At 60.6% G+C, this 19,245-nt stretch carries 15 protein-coding genes and 1 pseudogene; 10 read left to right on the top strand and 6 right to left on the bottom strand.

All coding sequences use genetic code 11. The features are described from left to right. Nucleotides 1–72: 72 nt before the first annotated feature. The 3 genes from argE (at nt 73) to ACFOZ5_RS12765 (ending at nt 6,630) form a co-directional block, all read left to right on the top strand. Nucleotides 73–1,194 carry an acetylornithine deacetylase gene (gene argE, locus ACFOZ5_RS12775; protein WP_379888120.1) on the top strand — a complete coding sequence of 374 codons (1,122 nt, stop codon included), beginning with the start codon at nt 73–75 and terminating at the stop codon, nt 1,192–1,194. Next, nucleotides 1,191–2,498, top strand: coding sequence for an amino-acid N-acetyltransferase (gene argA / locus ACFOZ5_RS12770; RefSeq protein WP_379887897.1), 1,308 nt, complete (start codon nt 1,191–1,193; stop codon nt 2,496–2,498). The genes argE and argA overlap by 4 nt, the downstream gene beginning before the upstream one ends. A gap of 331 nt (nt 2,499–2,829) precedes the next feature. Beyond that, a complete protein-coding gene (locus ACFOZ5_RS12765; RefSeq protein WP_379887895.1) occupies nt 2,830–6,630 on the top strand; it encodes a DUF1631 family protein in 3,801 nt (1,266 codons plus the stop codon). Between the two features lie 10 nt (nt 6,631–6,640). Here the strand turns inward: ACFOZ5_RS12765 and ACFOZ5_RS12760 are convergent, their stop codons facing one another. The 3 genes from ACFOZ5_RS12760 to ACFOZ5_RS12750 all read right to left on the bottom strand — a co-directional run bounded on the left by ACFOZ5_RS12760 (nt 6,641) and on the right by ACFOZ5_RS12750 (nt 9,065). Next, the gene (locus ACFOZ5_RS12760) at nt 6,641–7,486 is read right to left on the bottom strand and encodes a pirin family protein (protein WP_379887893.1); all 846 of its coding nucleotides are present in this window, start codon (nt 7,484–7,486) and stop codon (nt 6,641–6,643) included. A 144-nt stretch (nt 7,487–7,630) separates the two neighbouring features. Continuing rightward, nucleotides 7,631–8,422: an adenosylmethionine decarboxylase gene (speD, locus tag ACFOZ5_RS12755; RefSeq protein ID WP_379887891.1), complete on the bottom strand. Its 792-nt coding sequence runs from the start codon at nt 8,420–8,422 to the stop codon at nt 7,631–7,633. A gap of 223 nt (nt 8,423–8,645) precedes the next feature. Continuing rightward, entirely contained in the window at nt 8,646–9,065 is a 420-nt protein-coding gene (locus ACFOZ5_RS12750) for an OsmC family protein (RefSeq protein WP_379887889.1), read from the bottom strand. A 287-nt stretch (nt 9,066–9,352) separates the two neighbouring features. Between ACFOZ5_RS12750 and crp the strand changes: the two genes are divergently transcribed. Both crp and ACFOZ5_RS12740 read left to right on the top strand, forming a co-directional pair. After that, nucleotides 9,353–9,994: a cAMP-activated global transcriptional regulator CRP gene (gene crp / locus ACFOZ5_RS12745; protein ID WP_092015555.1), complete on the top strand. Its 642-nt coding sequence runs from the start codon at nt 9,353–9,355 to the stop codon at nt 9,992–9,994. A gap of 283 nt (nt 9,995–10,277) precedes the next feature. Beyond that, the gene (locus tag ACFOZ5_RS12740; protein WP_379887887.1) at nt 10,278–11,216 is read left to right on the top strand and encodes an alpha/beta fold hydrolase; all 939 of its coding nucleotides are present in this window, start codon (nt 10,278–10,280) and stop codon (nt 11,214–11,216) included. A 24-nt stretch (nt 11,217–11,240) separates the two neighbouring features. On the opposite strand, the gene ACFOZ5_RS12735 is transcribed toward ACFOZ5_RS12740, so the two are convergent. The 3 genes from ACFOZ5_RS12735 to ACFOZ5_RS12725 all read right to left on the bottom strand — a co-directional run bounded on the left by ACFOZ5_RS12735 (nt 11,241) and on the right by ACFOZ5_RS12725 (nt 13,523). Then, nucleotides 11,241–11,981 (bottom strand): glutathione S-transferase family protein, encoded by a 741-nt coding sequence (locus ACFOZ5_RS12735; RefSeq protein ID WP_379887885.1) that lies wholly within the window; start codon nt 11,979–11,981, stop codon nt 11,241–11,243. A 7-nt stretch (nt 11,982–11,988) separates the two neighbouring features. Further along, on the bottom strand, nt 11,989–12,714 hold the full coding sequence (locus tag ACFOZ5_RS12730; RefSeq protein ID WP_379887883.1) for a substrate-binding periplasmic protein: 726 nt from the start codon (nt 12,712–12,714) through the stop codon (nt 11,989–11,991). 71 nt (nt 12,715–12,785) lie between these two features. Then, complete coding sequence (locus ACFOZ5_RS12725) at nt 12,786–13,523, bottom strand: pseudouridine synthase (RefSeq protein WP_379887881.1); 738 nt, start codon at nt 13,521–13,523, stop codon at nt 12,786–12,788. 140 nt (nt 13,524–13,663) lie between these two features. Here ACFOZ5_RS12725 and ACFOZ5_RS12720 point away from each other — a divergent pair. The 5 genes and pseudogenes from ACFOZ5_RS12720 to ACFOZ5_RS12700 form a co-directional block, all read left to right on the top strand. Continuing rightward, nucleotides 13,664–14,659, top strand: a pseudogene (locus tag ACFOZ5_RS12720) (tryptophan--tRNA ligase); the annotation flags it as partial. A gap of 105 nt (nt 14,660–14,764) precedes the next feature. Further along, a complete protein-coding gene (locus ACFOZ5_RS12715) occupies nt 14,765–15,862 on the top strand; it encodes a M14 family zinc carboxypeptidase (protein WP_379887879.1) in 1,098 nt (365 codons plus the stop codon). Beyond that, nucleotides 15,862–16,629, top strand: a complete 768-nt coding sequence (locus tag ACFOZ5_RS12710; protein WP_379887877.1) for an alpha/beta fold hydrolase — start codon at nt 15,862–15,864, stop codon at nt 16,627–16,629. The genes ACFOZ5_RS12715 and ACFOZ5_RS12710 overlap by 1 nt, the downstream gene beginning before the upstream one ends. 237 nt (nt 16,630–16,866) lie before the next feature. Continuing rightward, nucleotides 16,867–18,468, top strand: coding sequence for a GGDEF domain-containing protein (locus tag ACFOZ5_RS12705; protein ID WP_379887875.1), 1,602 nt, complete (start codon nt 16,867–16,869; stop codon nt 18,466–18,468). Between the two features lie 155 nt (nt 18,469–18,623). Then, nucleotides 18,624–19,238, top strand: coding sequence for a glutathione S-transferase family protein (locus tag ACFOZ5_RS12700; RefSeq protein WP_379888118.1), 615 nt, complete (start codon nt 18,624–18,626; stop codon nt 19,236–19,238). Nucleotides 19,239–19,245 lie beyond the last annotated feature (7 nt).

Below are 19,245 nucleotides of genomic sequence, written 5' to 3'. Positions count from 1 at the left end.
GAGCTCGTCACCATGACAGATAAACAGAGTAGCGCTGCCGGCACCGGCAGGAGGCCGCCAGACGTTCGCGCCATGATGTCGCAGCTGGTAGCCATACCATCCATCAGCAGTGCCTCCCCGGACTGGGACCACAGCAACGAGGCCGTGGTCCGGCTGCTGGCGGAATGGCTGGAGCCGCTGGGTTTTCGCAACGAGATACTGCCCGTGCCGGGCATGCCCGGGAAATACAATCTGGTGGCAACCCTCGGGTCCGGCCCCGGCGGGCTGGTACTGTCCGGTCACACCGATACCGTTCCCTATGACGACAAGCGCTGGCAAAGCGATCCTTTCACCCTGACCGAAAAAGACAACCGTCTGTACGGGCTGGGCACCTGCGATATGAAAGGCTTTTTCGCCCTCGCCATCGAAGCGGCCCGGGAAGCGGCGCAACAGCCACTGAAACAGCCCCTGATTATCCTGGCCACCGCCGACGAGGAAAGCTCCATGAGCGGCGCCCAGGCCCTGGCCGAAGCCGGTTATCCGAAAGCACGGTATGCCGTGATTGGAGAGCCTACCACCCTCAGGCCCATTCGCATGCACAAGGGCATCATGATGGAGCGGCTGGTGTTTGAGGGGCAGTCGGGGCATTCCTCGGATCCTGCCCTGGGTCGCAACGCCCTGGAGGGCATGAACGAGGCCATGAATGAATTACTGGCCCTGCGGGCCCAGTGGCAGGAAAAGCACAACAATCCCCATTTTGCCGTGCAGTACCCGACCATGAACCTGGGCTGTATCCACGGCGGCGATAGCCCCAACCGCATCTGCGCCCGCTGTGAGTTGCACTTTGATCTGCGCCCGTTGCCCGGTATGGATATGGCCGAGTTGAGACAGAGCATACTCACACACCTGCAGCCGGTGGCCAGCCGCCGCGACCTGTCACTGGAATTTACGCCGCTGTTCGATGGGGTGCCCCCATTCGAGACGCCTGCCGACGCTGAACTGGTGAGAGTGTGTGAGAAGCTCACCGGCCACCAGGCCGACGCCGTGGCCTTTGCCACCGAGGCCCCCTGGTTGCAGAAACTGGGCCTGGAGACCCTGGTGATGGGCCCGGGCTCTATCGATCAGGCCCACCAGCCGGATGAGTACCTGGACCTGTCCCAGATTGACCCCACGATTACCCTGCTGAAACAACTGATCAGGCATTTCTGTCTATGAGCGTCTCCGACTGGCTGCACAGCTTCCGCCACTCGTCCCCCTATATCAATACCCACCGCGGCAGCACCGTGGTGCTGGTGCTCGGTGGTGAGGCGCTGGCCAGCGACAATCTGCTGAACATCATCCATGACATCACCCTGCTCAGCAGCCTGGGCATCCGGCTGGTGGTAACGTTCGGTGCCCGCCCCCAGATCCAGCAGAGGCTGGAACAGGCCGGACACCGTTCCGAATTTGAAGGCGGGCTGCGCATCACCCGGGAACAGGACCTGCCGCTGATCATGGAATCCGTCGGCGGCCTCCGCAGCTGGCTGGAGAGTCGTCTGTCCATGGGCTTGGTGAATTCACCCATGCATGGGGCGAAGATCCGGGTCAGCAGTGGCAACTTTGTGGCGGCCCGGCCGGTCGGTGTGCTGGACGGTGTGGATTTCGGTTACACCGGGCGGGTACGCCGGGTAGACACGGTGGGCATCGAACGCCTGCTGGAGTTGGGGCACATCGTGCTGATGCCACCCCAGGGCTATTCTCCCACCGGCGATATCTTCAATCTTTCCTACGAGGACGTGGGCAGTCAGGTGGCTTCTGCCCTCAAGGCAGACAAGCTGATCGTGTTCACCGATGATCAGGGTGTGCTGGACGAGGATGGCTCCCTGATTCGTGAGCTCACCGTACGCCAGGCCCTGCAGAAAGTGTCTGACCAGGTGGTGTCCGGCCATGACGCAGACCTGCTGCGGGCGGCCTGCGATGCGTGCACCAAGGGGGTCCGTCGGGCTCATGTCATCAGCTATCTGCGCGATGGAGCCATTCTCGAGGAGCTGTTCACCCGCGATGGTTCCGGCACCCTGGTCAGCGACGACAACTATGAGCAGATCCGCCGTGCCCGGGTGGAGGATATTGGCGGCGTGCTGGAACTGATTCAGCCCCTGGAGGAGCAGGGTATCCTGGTGCGCCGCTCCCGGGAGATGCTGGAAACGGAAATAGACCAGTTCGTGGTGGCGGAAAGGGATGGCATGATCATTGGCTGCGCCGCCCTTTACGTCTACCCTGAGGAGCAGGCGGGTGAGCTGTCCTGCTTTGCCGTGAATCCTGTTTACCGGCGGGGGGGGCGCGGAGACGATATCCTCTCGATGGTGGAGCACAGAGCCCGGGCCCAGGGCCTGGCGAGGCTGTTCGTGCTGACCACCCAGACCGAGCACTGGTTCCGGGAGCGGGGCTTCGAGCCTTCCTCGGTGCAGTCGTTGCCGGGGCCAAAACTGGCTTCCTATAATACCCGGCGCAACTCCAAGGTATTCGTCAAACGCCTTTGATGCGGTCCGTTGCCATGCCAGCACCGGTTGCAGCAGAGCTATGGGCGGAAGATTACGAGCGATTGCTCGAAAAACAGCTTGACGAAATGTCGTGATAGTAGTCATATTAGTTAAACGTCTCGGACCTCAGGGCATCCCCTGCTTTGGGTGTTTCACGTTTCTTGACATTGTTTTCGGCCCATCACGGCTATACTGCTGGGTGTATGACGTTTAGCAGTGTCCTGCCGGCCCGCCTGATAATTCTGGTGGGTGCCTCCGGGATGCCCGCTTGAAAGGGAATCGCCCCGTCGTCCCGACCGGACGTCGGGCTATACCATCGATCAGGTAGTCAATGGATCCGAAGGAACGACGCTCCAGTCCCCGCCGACCCATCAAACTGGCCGCCCAGGTGGATCTGGGAGAGTCAGGGGTATGGCCCTGTCAGATCGCAGACTTCTGCGCGGAAGGTCTTTTTGTTCGCTATTCCGGCGACACGTCTGAAAAAATCCGAAATTACCTGCAGGCGTACCCGGGACAGGACCTGGGGATCTTCTTTCGCACCGAGGACGGTCGCGATCGTCATCAGCTTAAAGCGCGCCCGGTACGGCTGATTGACGGTGCCATGGGCGTCGAGTTTACCCACTCCAGCCCCCAGGCCGTGGATGCCATGCTCACCCTGTGCAGCCCCGACGAGGGCGCCCAGGAGCGCTCGGCTCTCAAGCCGCCCAGCGAGCGGGTGCAGTTTATCCTGCGTCAGTGTGCCAGGGCGGTATCGCAGCGAATCGAGCCGCTGATGGCCGACTGCTTTGAGGCCATGGCCGAAAATCTCCGTCAGGCGGCCCTCAAGGCGCCCAACGACCAGCAGGCCAACGAATACATGGACGCAGCCGCCCAGGTGGAAAGCCGGCGTCGATCCATCTGGCTACTGATGTCCCGTTCCCTGGAGTCCCCCCTGAAACCGGCCCGGGACAACCAGAATACCGCCAGCCTCTCACTGGTGGACAAGGGTGAGTTCGAAGACTGGCTGGCCATCAAGGTGATGGTGACCAAGGCTGATACCCTGTACCGGGCGGAGCTGCTTCAATTGCGCATGCGCCTGGACCGACTGGGTGTCACCAATGCGACTGGCCACCAGAACCCGCTGGGGCCGTCTCTGGTGTGCGAAGCGTTTCACGTTGGCCTGGAGAGCCTGCGGACCAGTCGTGCGGTGGAAAAAGTCTGCCTGAAGACCTTTGAAACCCAGGTGTTGCAGAAGATTGGCCCGCTCTATGAGGAACTCAACCAGATCCTTATCCGCCACGGCATCCTGCCTGACCTGGATCTCAGCCGCTACCTGAGTGAGCGCAAACCCCGCACCGAATCCACGGGTCCGGCAAAGACCTCACCGCCCACGCCAAAGCTGGTCAGCTCTACAGACAAACCGGTGCAGCCGGCCCAGGCCGAGGGAGCTTCACCGACCACGCAAGCCGGGCATGGCCGGGCGGTACCGTCCGGACCTTCCGGTGTCCAGGGTCAGGTTTTTTCAGAGCACATGTCACTGGCACGTTCGGCTTTCGCGACGGTGCGCAACCTGATTGGTACCCTGAAGACCGCCGGTATTGCTTCAGAGCAACCTGCGCCCTTTGCCGAGGGGGCTCGTCCCCTGTCCCAGGGCGAGTTCCATAAGGAGCTGCAGACTCTGCAGAAGGCGCCGGTGGCGGAAGAAACACCGGTACCCCTGCGCGACCGGGTGATCGAACAGGTAAAAACGTCCGGGGAGCATGGCCTGGACGAGGAGCAGCAGGCCACCCTGGATGTGGTCGACCGTTTCTTCCGCAGCGTGGTGGAAAGCCCGAAAATTTCTGACCGTACCCGCAGCCAGATGCGCCGACTGGAAGTGCCGGTATTGAAAGTGGTACTGCGGGATCCGGCCTTTTTTGACGATATCGAAAGTCCGGTTCGCGGGGTGATGAACCGCCTGGCGCAGCTGGGCGCCCGTGGCAGTCGCAGCAACCCAGCGGTTCAGCGACGTGTGGATGACCTGGTCGGGCGGATTGCCAACGAGTTCGAGCAGGATACCCGGGTGTTTGATGGGGCCATGGAGGAGCTGGACACGCTCATCGATCGCCAGAACCTGATCTACCGTCGCAACGTTGAGCGGGTGACGGCTGCTGCCGAGGGTGCCCAGAAAGTAGCCGAGTCCAAGTCGGCGGTTACCCGCGCCCTGGACGAGCGTCTGGGCGGCCGTGATGTGCCCCGGGCAATCATCAGCCTGCTCAATGCCGGCTGGCGTGATCTGCTGTCGTTGACCTGGATCCGCCAGGGGCCGGACAGTCAGCTATGGCAGGACTACCTGTCTGTGGTCGATACCCTGATGACGTTTGCGGACGACCCCGATACAGAGATCAACCTGTCGGAACTGCTGCGGCTGATCCAGGATGGACTGGGATCCATTTCCAGCAACCATCTGCCGGCTTCCCAGGTACGGGAAGAACTCAAGCATTTTCTGGTCAGCCAGCATGAGGGGCCGGTTGAGCGGGTGCCCATGCCCCGCGCGGAACCGGAGGAGGACGTCGCCCGCAAGCAGCAGGAACGTCTTCAGAAGCGTCTCCAGCGCTGGGTTGCCAGGGCCCAGAAGCTGCGCACCGGTGACTGGCTGAAAGACCAGACCAACCCCGACCAGCCCCAGTATGTGAGGCTGGTGTGGATAGCCCGCGGATTCAACCGTTTCGTATTCGTCAACCACCAGGGTATGCGGGTGGTGGAGCTGAATCTCACGGAGCTGGCGGACCGTATGCAGAAGGGCATCATCGTGCTGGACTCCCAGTATGAACGGCCGTTGGTGGACGAGAGCATCGACCGTATGGTGCGCAAGGTCTACGACCAGCTGTCGTGGGCTTCGACCCATGATGAACTGACCGGGCTGCTGGAACGGCGGGAGTTCGAGCGGGTACTGGAGCAGCAGCTGAGTCGTCACGAAGACGAGCGTACGCTGGTCAGGCTGGATCTGAGTCAGTTCCGGCTGCTTAACGATACGGCTGGTCGTGCCGCAGGGGATGAAGTACTGCGACGGGTGGCGGGTATTCTGTCCAGTCAGGTGGGTGATGGTATGCCCCTGGCCCGCCTGGATGGCGATGAGTTCAGCTTCCTGCTGCCATCGGAGGAAGCTGGCAGTACGGTGCTGGGCATCATCCGCGCCGTGGAAGGCCTGGACCTGAACTGGAAGGGGCGCCGGTACAGCCTGTCCGCCAGCGCTGGCCTGGCTCCGCAGCTGCCGGCACTGACCACCGCCGAGCGCTGGTTGCGGGCCACGGAGGATGCCTGCAAGGTCGCCAAGACCCGCGGGCCCGGCAAGTATGTGGTCTATCACCTGGAGCCGGAACATTACGACCAGCAGGAACAGATTGCCGCCAAGGTGGCTACCCTCGGCGACCTGGACGAGGAGCGCATGCTGCTGCGTTGCCAGAAGATCATACCCCTGCACAAGCACACCCGGTTGAATACGCAGTTCGAGGTGTTGATCAGCATGTACGATGACCAGGGCAACCTGATCACGGCGGCGGATTTCGTGCGCATGGCGGAGCGTTACAATCGCATGCAGTCAGTGGACCGCTGGGTGGTCGGCTACATGCTGGACTGGCTTCGGGAGAACAGTGAGCGGCCCGGCTCGTCGGCGAGCGAGAGCCAGCCGGGTTACTGCATCAACCTTTCCGGGTATTCGCTGAACGATGAGGGGCTGCTCGAGTTTATCTACAGCAAGCTGAGCGAAAAGGACGCTCCCATCGAACGGTTGTGGTTCGAGATCACGGAAGCGGCTGCCATAAGGGACGTTGACTCGGTGGCGGAATTTATCGGCGAGATGCAGGAGCTGGGCTGTCGTTTCTGCCTCGGCAACTTTGGTGCCGGGCCCACTTCCTACCAGTATATGCGTAGCTTGCCGGTGGATATGATCAAACTCGACGGAGCGTTTGTCGGGCAGATCAGCACCAGCAGTACCGACCAGGCCATGGTGCGCTCCATGGTGGAGATGGCCCACTACCTGAACCGCGAGGTTATCGCCACGCATATCGAGAGCCGGGAAGTTCTGGACATGCTGCGCAAGCTTGGGGTGGACTACGGTCAGGGCTATGTGATCGAAAAGCCCAGGCTGCTGGAGAGCCTGGGCAGGCCGTGATCGGTTGTACTCAGGCGGTCAGCCGTCCGTTCCGGACATCCTGCAACGCCTGCTCGATTTCCTCGCGACTGTTCATCACGAAGGGCCCGTACTGAACCACCGGTTCGTTCAGTGGCCGGCCGGCAATCAGCAGAGCCCGTGCCCCTGTCGGACCGGCCATAAGCGTCACCTGATCGCCCTGATCGAGGATGGTGGCTGAGGCTGTTGGCACGTCCTTCCCCGCAATACGAACAGCACCTTCATAGAGGTAGATAAAGGCGTTCAGGTGGCCGGCCACGGGCAGGGTGACCTGGCCATCCGGCGCCAGGTGCAGGTCAGCATACAGGGGCTCGGTGGAGCCACCAGTCACGGAACCCCGGTACTCTTTACCTTCCACTGCCAGGGTGCCTGCGATCAGCTTGATGTCCGCGCCTGCAGTGGTGATCTGCGGAATCTCGTCCGGCTGGATATCGCGGTAACCTGCATCCTTCATCTTTTCCGCCGCCGGCAGGTTAAGCCAGAGCTGGAAGCCGCGCATCATGCCTTCTTCCTGCTGGGGCATTTCCGAATGGATAATGCCGCGCCCAGCGGTCATCCATTGCACGCCGCCACTAAGGAGGTTGCCGCGGTTACCCAGGTGATCCTCATGCAGCATATGGCCCTCGATCATGTAGGTGACCGTCTCGAAGCCCCGGTGCGGGTGGGACGGAAAACCCGCCAGGTAATCCTGTGGCTGATCGGAGCCGAATTCGTCAAGCATCAGGAAAGGGTCCAGGCGAACAAGCTGGGTCTGGCCCAGTGACCGGCGGATGCGCACGCCGGCGCCGTCTGAAGTCTCCATGGAGGGGATAGCACGTTTGATGGCACGGTCAGTCATGATGGCCTCCGCCGTAGAGTGGGTGAGGCTCTATTAAAGGACGGCGCGAGACAGGAAGAAACCGGAAAAATCCGGCTGCTCCGTTCAGGAAAACTGAACAAGCCGGGAGCTTGTCCAGCGACCCTTCCCTGGGCCGGCAGAAGGTTATTCCACGTTGCGGGAGTAGAAAATTTCCAGCATCTCCCGCTTGAGGCGTTCCTCGATGGAGGTGGCTTCCTCTTCACCCAGATCCCGGGCATTAACGCCAAACACGTAGTTGTCCAGATCGAAATTCTTGAGCATCATCTTGGTGTGGAACAGGTTCTCCTGATACACGTTGACGTCAATCATCTGGTACGCGTTACGGGTGTCCTCGGTGAGGTAGTTCTGGATCGAGTTGATGTCGTGGTCGATGTAGTGCTTGGTGCCGTCCACGTCACGGGTAAAGCCCCGTACCCGGTAGTCCACGGTCACCACATCCGAATCGAAACTGTGAATCAGGTAGTTCAGAACCTTGAGGGGCGAAATCAGGCCACAGGTAGACACGTCAATATCGGCCCGGAAGGTGCTGATGCCCTCATAGGGGTGGCTTTCCGGATAGGTGTGTACGGTAACGTGGCTCTTGTCCAGGTGCGCCACGATGGTGTCCGGCAGGGGGCCCGGGGACTCCTCGTTGTCAGTTTCACCGTCGCTCAGCTCATGCTCGGCGATCAGCATGGTGACGGAGGCGCCATGGGGCTCATAGTCCTGGCGGGCGATATTGAGGACATTGGCGCCAATGATCTTGACCACATCCGTCAGAATCTGGGTCAGCCGCTCGGCGTTGTACATCTCGTCGATGTAATCGATATAGGCTTTTCGCTGCTCTTCGGTCTGCGCGTAACAGATATCGTAGATGTTGAAGCTCAGCGATTTGGTCAGGTTGTTGAAGCCGTGCAGCTGGAGTTTCGATTCCATGTTCAGCCCCTCCGGATGATGGAGATGAGTATTTGCAGTCACGTCCGCGGGACAGTAGACACTGGTTGTTCACCTTTTGCGCAGACCGGCGGAGAAGGGTGCGTATTATGCACATCGCACCATCGATTTAATAGAGGTTTTGCAGCACATTTTAGCACCGCTGTACGCTCTGTCAGGGCGGTTTTTGGGCCTTGCACAGTCCGGGTGCGAGGGGCTGCCCGGGTCAACCCTGACGGATCTCGTGGCTGTGGGTAATCTCGACGCCGGCCTGTTCCAGCATGATGGAGGCGGAGCAGTATTTCTCGGCCGACAGGCTGACGGCCCTTTTCACCAGGTTTTCCTTCAGGTTGTGGCCGCTGACCACGAAGTGCAGGTGAATTTTCGTAAACACCGCGGGTACAGCGTCGGCCCGTTCCGCTTCCAGCTCGGCGTGACAGGCGGTCACATCCTGTCGGCTCTTCTGCAGAATGCTCATGACATCAAAGGAAGAGCAGCCGCCAAGCCCCATCAGCAGCATTTCCATGGGGCGCGGTCCGCGATCCTCACCGCCGTGATCGGGCGGTCCGTCCATCTGTACCTGGTGGCCGCTGCCACTGGTGGCCCTGAAGCTGGCCTTTCCAGTCCAGTCTATGGTTGCTTTCATGCTAATGTCCCATTGTGTAGATTAAGGTGCAGGATCCTATCATAAAGCGGTTAAATGCTGTGACATGGGTCTCTAATGAGACTTGCGTTATGGACGATTTTGCAGGTACCGCTTAAGATCGTGAGTCGTAATACCATTTCGTCTATAAAGGCGACATACCTGACCCGGTATGCAGGCGGGAAGCCCCCAAAAGGCGCCGCCAAAAAAAGAAAGGCCTGCAGGAAAGCAGGCCACTCATCAAAACAATGTCCACGGATGGCGACCGTTGAGGAGGCACGACACTTACCATGGCTACTATCGTCCGGCCTGTTGAGCAGAAAACCAAGCATCTGGACTATTTCCTGTCCCAATGCCACCGCCGTCGCTATCCGGCCAAGAGCACCATTATCTATGCCGGTGACAAAAGCGACTCCCTGTTCTTTATTGTGAAAGGTTCCGTTACCGTTATCATCGAGGATGAAGACGGTCGCGAAATGATCATGGCCTACCTGAATGCCGGGGATTTCTTCGGCGAGATGGGGCTGTTTGATAACATGGACTCCCGCAGTGCCTGGGTTAAGGCAAAAACGGAATGTGAAGTGGCTGAAATCAGCTACACCAAGTTCCGTGAAATCGCCCAGCAGGACCCACGGGTGCTCTACTTTATCGGTGAGCAGATGGCAACGCGCCTGCGCCAGACCACCCGCAAGGTGGGCGACCTGGCGTTCCTGGATGTCACCGGTCGTGTGGCCCGCACCCTGCTGGATCTCTGCAAGGAGCCGGATGCCATGACGCATCCCGACGGCATGCAAATCAAGATCACCCGTCAGGAGATCGGGCGTATCGTCGGGTGTTCCCGGGAAATGGTTGGCCGTGTCCTCAAGACCCTGGAAGAACAGGGCCTGGTGCAGGTAAAAGGTAAAACCATGGTGGTCTACGGCACCCGTTAGACTGCTAGTGTCCCGTGCGGTTAATTCGTTGACCTGCTGAGCCACTTAGAGCCTTGAGAGCAAGGCGCGGTGGCGAAGGTTTGGTGGTTGCGACGCGGCTATCAAGGCTCTCAGTGGCTCCCGAAGGGGTGTCACGCAGGAGGCCAGCGAATTAATCGCACGGGATACCAGTCCCGGCGGGTAGGACAAGCAAGCCCGCGTCAGTTCGTCGATTGTGGCGTGCCGCGGGCGCCTCTGGACCTGTATTGCCAGGATGCCAGGCTGGTTGAAATCAGAGGAAGCTATGAACAAGGTCCACCTGGGGTGGCCAGTGGTACTGTTGATCATTGTGCTGCTGGCGGCATGCTCCCGCCACGATGTGTATCACTGGATTATCGATTACGAGCGCGGTCAGGCGGGGCTCGAGTCTTCTGAACTCCGGGTTGGTGACCTGTCCGTGGCCTACCTCAGCAATTCCGTCGAAGAGCCCGAGCGTGTCCTGTTGATGGTTCATGGTTTCGGGGGCAATAAGGACAACTGGGTGCGGATGGCACCCTACCTGCCGGAGGACTACCGGCTGTTGATTCCGGATTTGGCCGGTCATGGCGATAGCAGCGTCGGTTCCTCTGACGACTATACCGTCGAGGCCCAGGCGGCAACGCTGGCTGCCTTTCTCGATAAACTCGGGGTGCAGCGGGTGGACATGGCCGGTAACTCGATGGGGGGCGGTATCACCGTCTACTTCGCCAGCCGATACCCGGACCGGGTCCGTACCATCGCACTCTATGACCCTGCAGGATCCACACGCTATCCCTCGGAACTGGATGAAGCCCTGGCGAGGGGCGAGAACCCGCTGGTGGTGGAAGAACCCGGTGATATGGACGACCTGATGGACTTCGTCCTGGAAAAGCGTCCCTTCATGCCCTGGCCCCTGGCCTCCGTGATGGAGGAAAAGGCCATGGCGCGGGAAGAGGTGAATGAAGCAATCTTCGAAGCGATCCGGTCATCCGGGGAAATTATGTCCCTGGAGTCGGTGCTATCTTCCGTGGAGGCTCCCGCACTGATTGTCTGGGGCCGACAGGACCGCGTGCTGGCGCCGGAAAACGCGGAAGTGTTCGCCGAAGGCATCCAGACCTCCCGGGTGGTGCTGCTGGACGGTGTCGGGCATGTACCCATGCTGGAAGTGCCTGAACGCTCCGCCAACCTTTGGCACGATTTCCTCCAGCAGCATCCCGTGCAGTGAGAACGCCAGGCGCCGGCTTCGTCCTTAACGGTATTGTTGGTAGACCTGCGCGACTGGCGCCAGCAACTCTTTGTTTTCCCGGTTCCACGCCTTCAGATCCGGGGGCAGTCGGTCCGGTTTAGGCCAGGGCACCGGGTACTGGGGAGGCATGAACAGGGGCGCGAACAGGGCGCCGGCTGTCAGATCCGCCCGGCTGAACCGGTCACCCGCCAGGAACCGGCCTTCCTTGTAAATACCAGCTATTTCTTCAAGCATGCCTTCAATCGTGGTTTGCGCGCAGGCCGCCGTCTTCTGGTTGATGGCCATGGTCTCCCGCATGATCTCCTCCACCCGGCTGAACCCCAGCCGCAGCAGATACTGGTTCCAGAAGGGCGTCCTGGCGGCCAGTAGTGGCGCTACAATTTTCGGGCGCTGCAACAGGTGATGGTAGGCGAAGGTGCGCACCGCCGGACCGGCTTCTTGGTCCAGTCGTTTTTCCCAGGCCAGGGCCGACGCCTGGGCATTGGGCTCGTCGGGTAGCAGCGGTTTGTCGGGGAAAGCCGCGTCCAGGTGGTCCAGGATTGCGGCTGATCCCTGCACGGCCTGGCCGTTGTCCACCAGCACCGGCACAGAGGTAATCTTTTGCCCGGTAAGACCGCGCACGGTTTTGGTGTGCATGCCCGGAAGCAGGAACTCCGGTTTGTAGGCGATGCCCTTGTAATCCAGTGCCCAGCGCGCCTTTTCCGAGAAGTGGGAGATGGCGAACTGGTAGAGCTGTAAGGGCATGACGGACTTACTCCCTATTGGTGTAACGTTGAAAAATGCGTTGGAACGTACCGTTTTTCCTGATTCGTTTCAGGGCGCTTCGCAGATCCTGTCGGCTGCCCATGATATCCGAGTGCCGGGAGATCGCGATATAGGAGTGGGCACCCATGATGGTGTAGGGCGCGATCAGGATATCATCCGATACCTTGGCTGCAGTGTGCCGGCCCACCATTTCAGGTGCCACCACCAAGTCGAGGCGGTCGGCGGCGAGCATTCCCATAAGGATTCGATAGCTGACGCCGGCTTCCAGGATGAGCTCAGGGTCATTGTCAAACCGCTCGGAGTAGGTGCTGCCCCGGAGTACGCCGATCATCTTGCCCTGCAAGTCGCTGTATTCGGTCACCGTGGGATTTCCGGCAAGATGGAAGAACCGTTTCGGCTCCGGCGGGAATGCCGGAACTGAAAAATCCATGTACTCGAGGCGTTCTGATGTCGGCAGTGCTCCCAGCATGATATCGGCGTCCCCATTTTCCATCATCCAGAGGATCCGGCGGAACGGCATTTCCCGATACTTCACCGTCCACCCCAGCTCTTCCGCGATGGCATCGAAGACCTCGATGTAGAAACCGCTGAACTTGCTATCGGATACGATCCGGTAGGGCGGAGAGTGGTTGACTGCCACGGTGACGGTAGTCGCTCCGGCCGGGAAGGCCAGGAGAATGGTGGCAAGGGCTGCAATCAGCAATCTGGTCATCGTGGATAGTCGGTCCGGCGTTGTTATCACTACAGAGGAGTGTGGCAAAGCCTATGACAGGTTGCCATTGTTCAGCGCAAGGGTGACAGCGGCCAGCCGAAGGCCATGCAAACCTGTCGAAAGGCTGCCGGCAGCGGGGCGTGTAGTTGCAGACGCTGGTCACTGACCGGGTGGATCACACTCAGCCGGCTGGCATGGAGGTAGAGCCGGCTGTCTCCGAAGCGCTCCGCGAAAGCGCGGTTGTGGGGCCCCTTGCCGTAGCTGCTGTCGCCGATGATCGGGTGACTGAGGTGCTTCAGGTGCCGGCGTAGCTGGTGCCGGCGGCCGGTTGCCGGTCGGCAGCGGACCAGTGCATAGCGGCTGGTGGGGTAGCGTTTGTCCACCGGCCAGTCCACGGTCACCGTGGCCAGCCTGTGATACAGGGTCAGCGCGTCCTGGGCTTCGCCGGTCACTGTGCGCCGCGACTGGCGGTCATCCTTCAGTGTCAGCGCATGTCGCACAATGCCGCCCAGGGGAGGGTGCCCCCGGACGACGGCCAGGTAATCCTTGCTGACCTGCCGCTCCTCAAAGGCCGTGGCCAGGCTGCGGGCGACATCCCGGTCCAGCGCGAACACCAGCAGGCCCGAGGTGGGGCGGTCGAGGCGGTGCACCGGATACACCCACTGCCCCAACTGATCCCGCAGTATCATCATGGCGGAGCGGGTTTCCCGGCGGTCGATCTCGCTGGGGTGCACCAGCAGGTTGGCGGGCTTATCGACCACCACCAGGTGCTGGTCCTGGTATATCAGTGGCAGGGTTTCGTCGGACATGGGCGCTTCAGAATCACAAAGGTAGCCGGCATGATACACGGCCCGTGTCAACGTCGCCTATGGTTCCGTTTGCCGGGTGGCGCCGGTTTGGGTATGGTTCTGCTTTCTCTCTGACCTCTTCCCGGAACGATGTAATCACCATGAGCAAGACACGAGTACTGACGGGCATCACCACCACGGGCATTCCACACCTGGGCAACTACGCCGGCGCCATCCGTCCGGCCATTCAGGCCAGCCAGAATGCCGATACCGAGTCCTTCCTGTTCCTGGCGGATTACCACGCCCTGATCAAATGCCAGGAGCCGGCGCGGGTCCAGGAGTCCGTGCGGGCCATTGCCGCCACCTGGCTTGCCTGTGGCCTGGATCCTGAACGGGTCACTTTTTACCGGCAGACCGACGTGCCGGAGATCACCGAGCTCAGCTGGGTGCTGACCACGGTCACCGCCAAGGGCCTGATGAACCGGGCCCACGCCTACAAGGCGGCGGTACAGGAAAACGAAGAGGCGGAAGGCGCTGACCCGGACCGGGGCATCACCATGGGGCTGTTCTGCTATCCCATCCTGATGGCGGCGGATATCCTCATGTTCAATGGTGAGAAGATCCCCGTGGGTCGGGACCAGACCCAGCATATCGAAATGGCCCGGGACATTGCCCAGCGCTTCAATTACCTGTTCGGCGACACCTTTACCCTGCCGGAAGCGGTCATCGAGGAATCCGGCATGGTGCTGCCGGGGCTGGATGGTCGCAAGATGTCCAAGAGCTATAACAACACTATCCCGCTGTTCGAAGGCGAAAAGAAGTTCCGCAAGCTGATCAACAAGATCAAGACCAACCTGCTGGAGCCGGGCGAGCCCAAGGATCCGGACGACTCCGCCCTGTTCGACATCTATTCGGCCTTCGCCACGCCCGCGCAGGTCGAGGATATGCGCCGGGAATACGCCAACGGCATCGCCTGGGGCGAGATGAAGAAGCGCCTGTTCGAGTTCCTGAACGAGGAGCTGGCGCCGATGCGGGAGGAGTACAACACCCTGATGGACGACCCGGCCCAGCTCGACCGTATCCTGCAGCGGGGCGCTGAGAAGGCCCGTGACTATGCCACGCCGCTGATGGGCGACGTGCGCCGCAAGGTAGGTATTGGCCCGATTGCAGGCTAGGAGTCTGCCCGGCAGAAAGCCCCGCCTTCATAAAACTGTCGTAAACATCGGTCACGCTGGAGCTCCGCGACAGCAACGGACTTCAGCATGGCCGAACTCAAGAGCATCACTCCCCACCTTTCCGTAGCGGCGGAGCAGGCCGACCGTGACAGCGGCCAGCGCCGCCGGTTGCGTACCTTCATTCCCGAACTGGTCCAGCTTGAACGGCTGCTGGCGGAGGCGCCCGAATCCGTGCAGAGCCGCGTTCTGACACGGATTTCCGTCAAGGATATGTCGGTGCCTATCTACCGGGCCGATATTGGCGCAACGGACAGCGAGGCGCCCGTGGTGTTGCTGGTGGGTGGCGTTCATGGGTTGGAGCGCATCGGCGCCCAGGTGGTGATCGCCTGGCTGGCCAGCCTGATCTCCCGTTTGCGCTGGGATGATCACCTTAACGCGTTGCTGGAAAAAGTCCGTATTGTGGCGCTGCCGATCATGAATCCCGGCGGCATGTTCCTGAATCAGCGGGCCAATCCCGCCGGTGTCGACCTGATGCGCAACGCGCCGATCATCGCCCAGGGGGACAGCACCTTCCTGCTCGGTGGTCAGCGGATGTCGCCGCGCCTGCCCTGGTATACCGGGGAGCCGGAGCAGGGCATGGAGCCGGAAAACGAGGCACTGAAGTCGGTGATTGACGAATTGTTGCCCAACAGCCGTTTCAGCATTGCCCTGGATTGCCACTCCGGCTTCGGCTGGCAGGACCAGATCTGGTTTCCCTACGCCTATCGCCGGCGGCCCATGCGCCGGATTGATTCGGTGATGGCCCTCAAACTGCTCTGGGAGCAGGCCTATCCCAACCATAACTATGTGTTCGAGCCCCAGTCCGCCCACTACCTGACCCATGGCGACCTGTGGGACTACTTCTACAAGCAGGTAAACAAGCGTGGTACGGGAACCTTCCTGCCCCTGACCCTGGAAATGGGCTCCTGGCGCTGGCTCAGGAAGCGACCCCGGCAGCTGTTCCGCCTCGATGGCTTCTTCAATCCCCTGGCTCCTCATCGCCACCAGCGGGTACTGCGCACACATTTGCTGTTGATCGATTTCCTGATCAATGCCGCTGTCAGCCATGAGAACTGGCTGCCGGAAGGCGACCAGGCCCGCATGCTGCGGGAAGCCGCCATCATGCACTGGTATCGGGAAGCCTGATGGCCCCGGCGGCGGGCGGCACAGTGAACTGGATACTGCTGCGCGGGCTCACGCGGGAGCAGGGCCATTGGGGCGACTTCCGCCAGCAACTGGGCCTGCGGTTTCCCAGCCACCGCTTCCATTGCATTGACCTGCCTGGCACCGGCACCCGCTTCCGGGATTCCTCACCATCGACCATCGCCGGTATACGCCAGCGGGTGCAGGACTATGCCGCACATATTCCCGGGCCGGTTGGCCTACTGGGCCTCTCCATGGGGGGCATGGTGGCGCTGGACTGGGCTCAGGCAGACCCTGGCCGGATTGGCAGCCTGGTGCTGATCAACACCAGCAGCGGGTTCAGCGCGCCCTGGCGCCGCATGCGTCCCATGGCCTTCGGCCAGGCCCTGGGTATGGCGCTGCGCCAGGACGTGGAGGGGCGTGAACGGGGCATACTCCAGCTCACCTCCAACCGCCCGATCGGCCAGGCCCTGGAGGCAAGCTGGCTGCTTGTGCAGCGCCGGCGACCGGTCACCCGACGGACCGCCCTGGCCCAGATACGGGCGGCCGCGGCTTACCAGCCTCAACCGGACGCGCCTGCGGCCAACGGATTGCTGCTAGCCAGTCTTGGTGACCGGATCGTGCACTGGCATTGCAGCCGTGCCCTGGCAAACCGCTGGCAGTGGCCGTTACGGATTCATCCCGATGCCGGCCACGACCTGCCCCTGGACGCGCCGGACTGGGTCATGCAGCAACTGGACAGTGCGAGCTTCGCCGCTGGGGGCGGTTAATGGTCTGTCGTGGTTTTACCGGATTTGATGCCAGTGGGTTACTCATGGTCACATACTGGTACAGGTCGATAAAGAACTTGTCCCGGATTCGCGCAATACTGTGCCCGGGTCAATCGGTAACACTCTGCCGTGACAGTTCAGAGGCCCGCCGTGGCCGCCGTAAGGAAGGATGGCTGCAATCGAATTCCAAGGGGCTACCCGGGATAGTTCGGTCTCTTGTCCAGGATTTTCGACCCCATGAAGCATTTCTTCCGGTCGCTGGCTCACCGCTTCCTTATAGGTCTTGCAGGCTTGCTCCTGCTGGCAATTTCCGCCCTGTTCCTGATTGAACGTCTGGTTGTTATGCCGGTGCTTCTTGAAGAGGAGAACCGGCGTGCCGCCCAGGAACTTGCCCGCATTGGCCAGGCATTGGAACACAACCGAAGTTCGCTACTGGCTCAAGTCCGGGATTGGGCCCACTGGGATGATACCTATGAGTTTGTGCAGGGGCGGCACGACACCTATGCCTCTGCCAATTTCAGTCGCGAAATGTTCGAGGACATGAACTATCAGGTCATGGTCTTCTATACCGCTGAGAAGGATCTCTACTGGGTGGCTGGTATAGATCCAGCGACGGGTAAGTATACCGTGTGCAGCCGGGCAACCAATGACTGCCTCTGGACCCGCTCCCTTCTGGAGGTACTGCGCCCCTTACTGGCGGATACAGCCCAATCAGGGTTTGCCGTCAATGTCAGCCGGCCCTGGCCTGCCATGGCGGCCGTGGCTCCAATCTTGCGCACGGACCGCAGTGGCGCGGCGGCGGGGTGGCTGGTCAAGGTGCGGTTGATTGATTCCCGCGTCACCTCGTTGCTCGAAGAGCAGACCGGGTTACCTGTAGCCATTAATGCGCGTAAGTCTATGGCCTCGTCTCCAGAACATACGGTGGTCATCCGGGATTCCGGCCAGCTCGAGGTCAGCCGGCGCCTGGCGGCCCAAACGACCGATCCGGCTCTGGAGCTCACCACACGGATGCCTCGTGAACGCTTTCAGACAGCGGCCCGCCTGTTTCGTTTTGCCCTGGCCTGGACAGCGGCGCTGTTATTGCTCGTGATGCTGATGGTATTGTCGCTGCTGTTGCTACTGGTCATCCGGCCATTGGGGCAGTTCACCCGGTTTACCCGCAGTCAGCATGGTATCAACTCGTTACTGGGTACCGACTCTGGAGGGACAGTGCCACCCTCATTGCTGAAACGGCGAGATGAGTTCGGTACGCTTGCCCACCATTTTCAGAGTCTGTTGGACCAGCAGCATGCCCAGGGCCGGATGTTGCTCAAGCTTTCCCAGCATGATTCATTGACCGGGCTGGCCAACCGCAGGCTATTTGATGCCAGCCTTGAGCAGGCCTTGATGGCCCCCGGGGAGCCGGCTGTGTCGGTGATGATGATTGATATCGACCACTTCAAGCTCTACAACGATCACTATGGCCACCCGGCAGGGGATGAGTGCCTGGTCAGGGTGGCAGAGGCCATGCAGGCAACTATGGGACAGCAGGGTTTGCTGGTGGCAAGAACCGGAGGCGAGGAGTTCAACATCCTGTTGCCGGGTACTCCGCTTGAGGTGGCGATGGAACACGCAGAGACGCTCCGTCAGTCAATCGAGGACCTTGGGCTTGAGCACACCAGTTCGCCTGTTCTCAACGTGGTCACGGTGAGCGTCGGTGTTGCCTCTACCCGGGGGATCAGCAAACGCTCCGGCACCCGCCTGATGAGTAACGCGGATCAGGCGCTCTATCAGGCCAAGGACAGCGGGAGGAATCGCGTAACCGGCTATGCTCAGGAGTCGGCTTTATCCGCCCAATAACCGAGCCCGGCTGCTTTCGGGTATGAACGTCGGGCCCAGCCCGGACTTGCCTTGACGCTCTTTCATGAACAGGCCACTCTGTGGCTGGCTGAAAGTCGGGCCTGCTCCGCTGTATCAGGTATGGATGTTCATAAAAAATCGAGGTTGAGCCAGTGATAAAAATCTATGAAACAAAAACCGCCCCCAATCCACGCCGTGTCCGTATGTTCCTGGCCGAAAAGGGCCTGCTGGACAAGGTGGAATTCGTTCAGGTGGACCTGCCCAAGGGCGAGAACCTGACCCCCGAATTCCAGGCCATGAACCCGATGAAAAAGGTGCCGGTGATGCAGCTGGATGACGGCAACTGCGTGGCGGAAACCATGGCAATCTGCCGCTACTTCGAGGAGCTGTACCCGGAGAAGCCGCTGATGGGTACGACACCCCTGGAAAAGGCGCAGCTGGAGCAGTGGCAGCGTTGGCTGGACTACTATTTTTTCATGCCCACGGGCATGTGCTTCCAGCACACCAGTGGTTATTTCAAGGATCGCATGAATCCGATCAAGGAGTGGGGTGAAGAAGCCGGTCGCCAGACCGAGTCGTTTTTCAACTTCCTCGACAAGCACCTGGAAGGGCGGGAATTTATCTATGGCAATGATGTCAGCGCCGCTGATCTTACCGCCTTTTGTACAGTAGACTTTGCCAAGGTGGTCAACATCCGTATCACCCCTGAACAGAAGAACCTGCAGGCCTGGTGCGATCGCATGAAAGAGCGCCCCTCAGCCAAGGCATAAGCACCTG

This window comes from Marinobacter lacisalsi (assembly GCF_042651045.1).
Lineage (GTDB): Bacteria > Pseudomonadota > Gammaproteobacteria > Pseudomonadales > Oleiphilaceae > Marinobacter > Marinobacter lacisalsi.
This window is presented reverse-complemented; position numbering and strand designations above follow the sequence as displayed.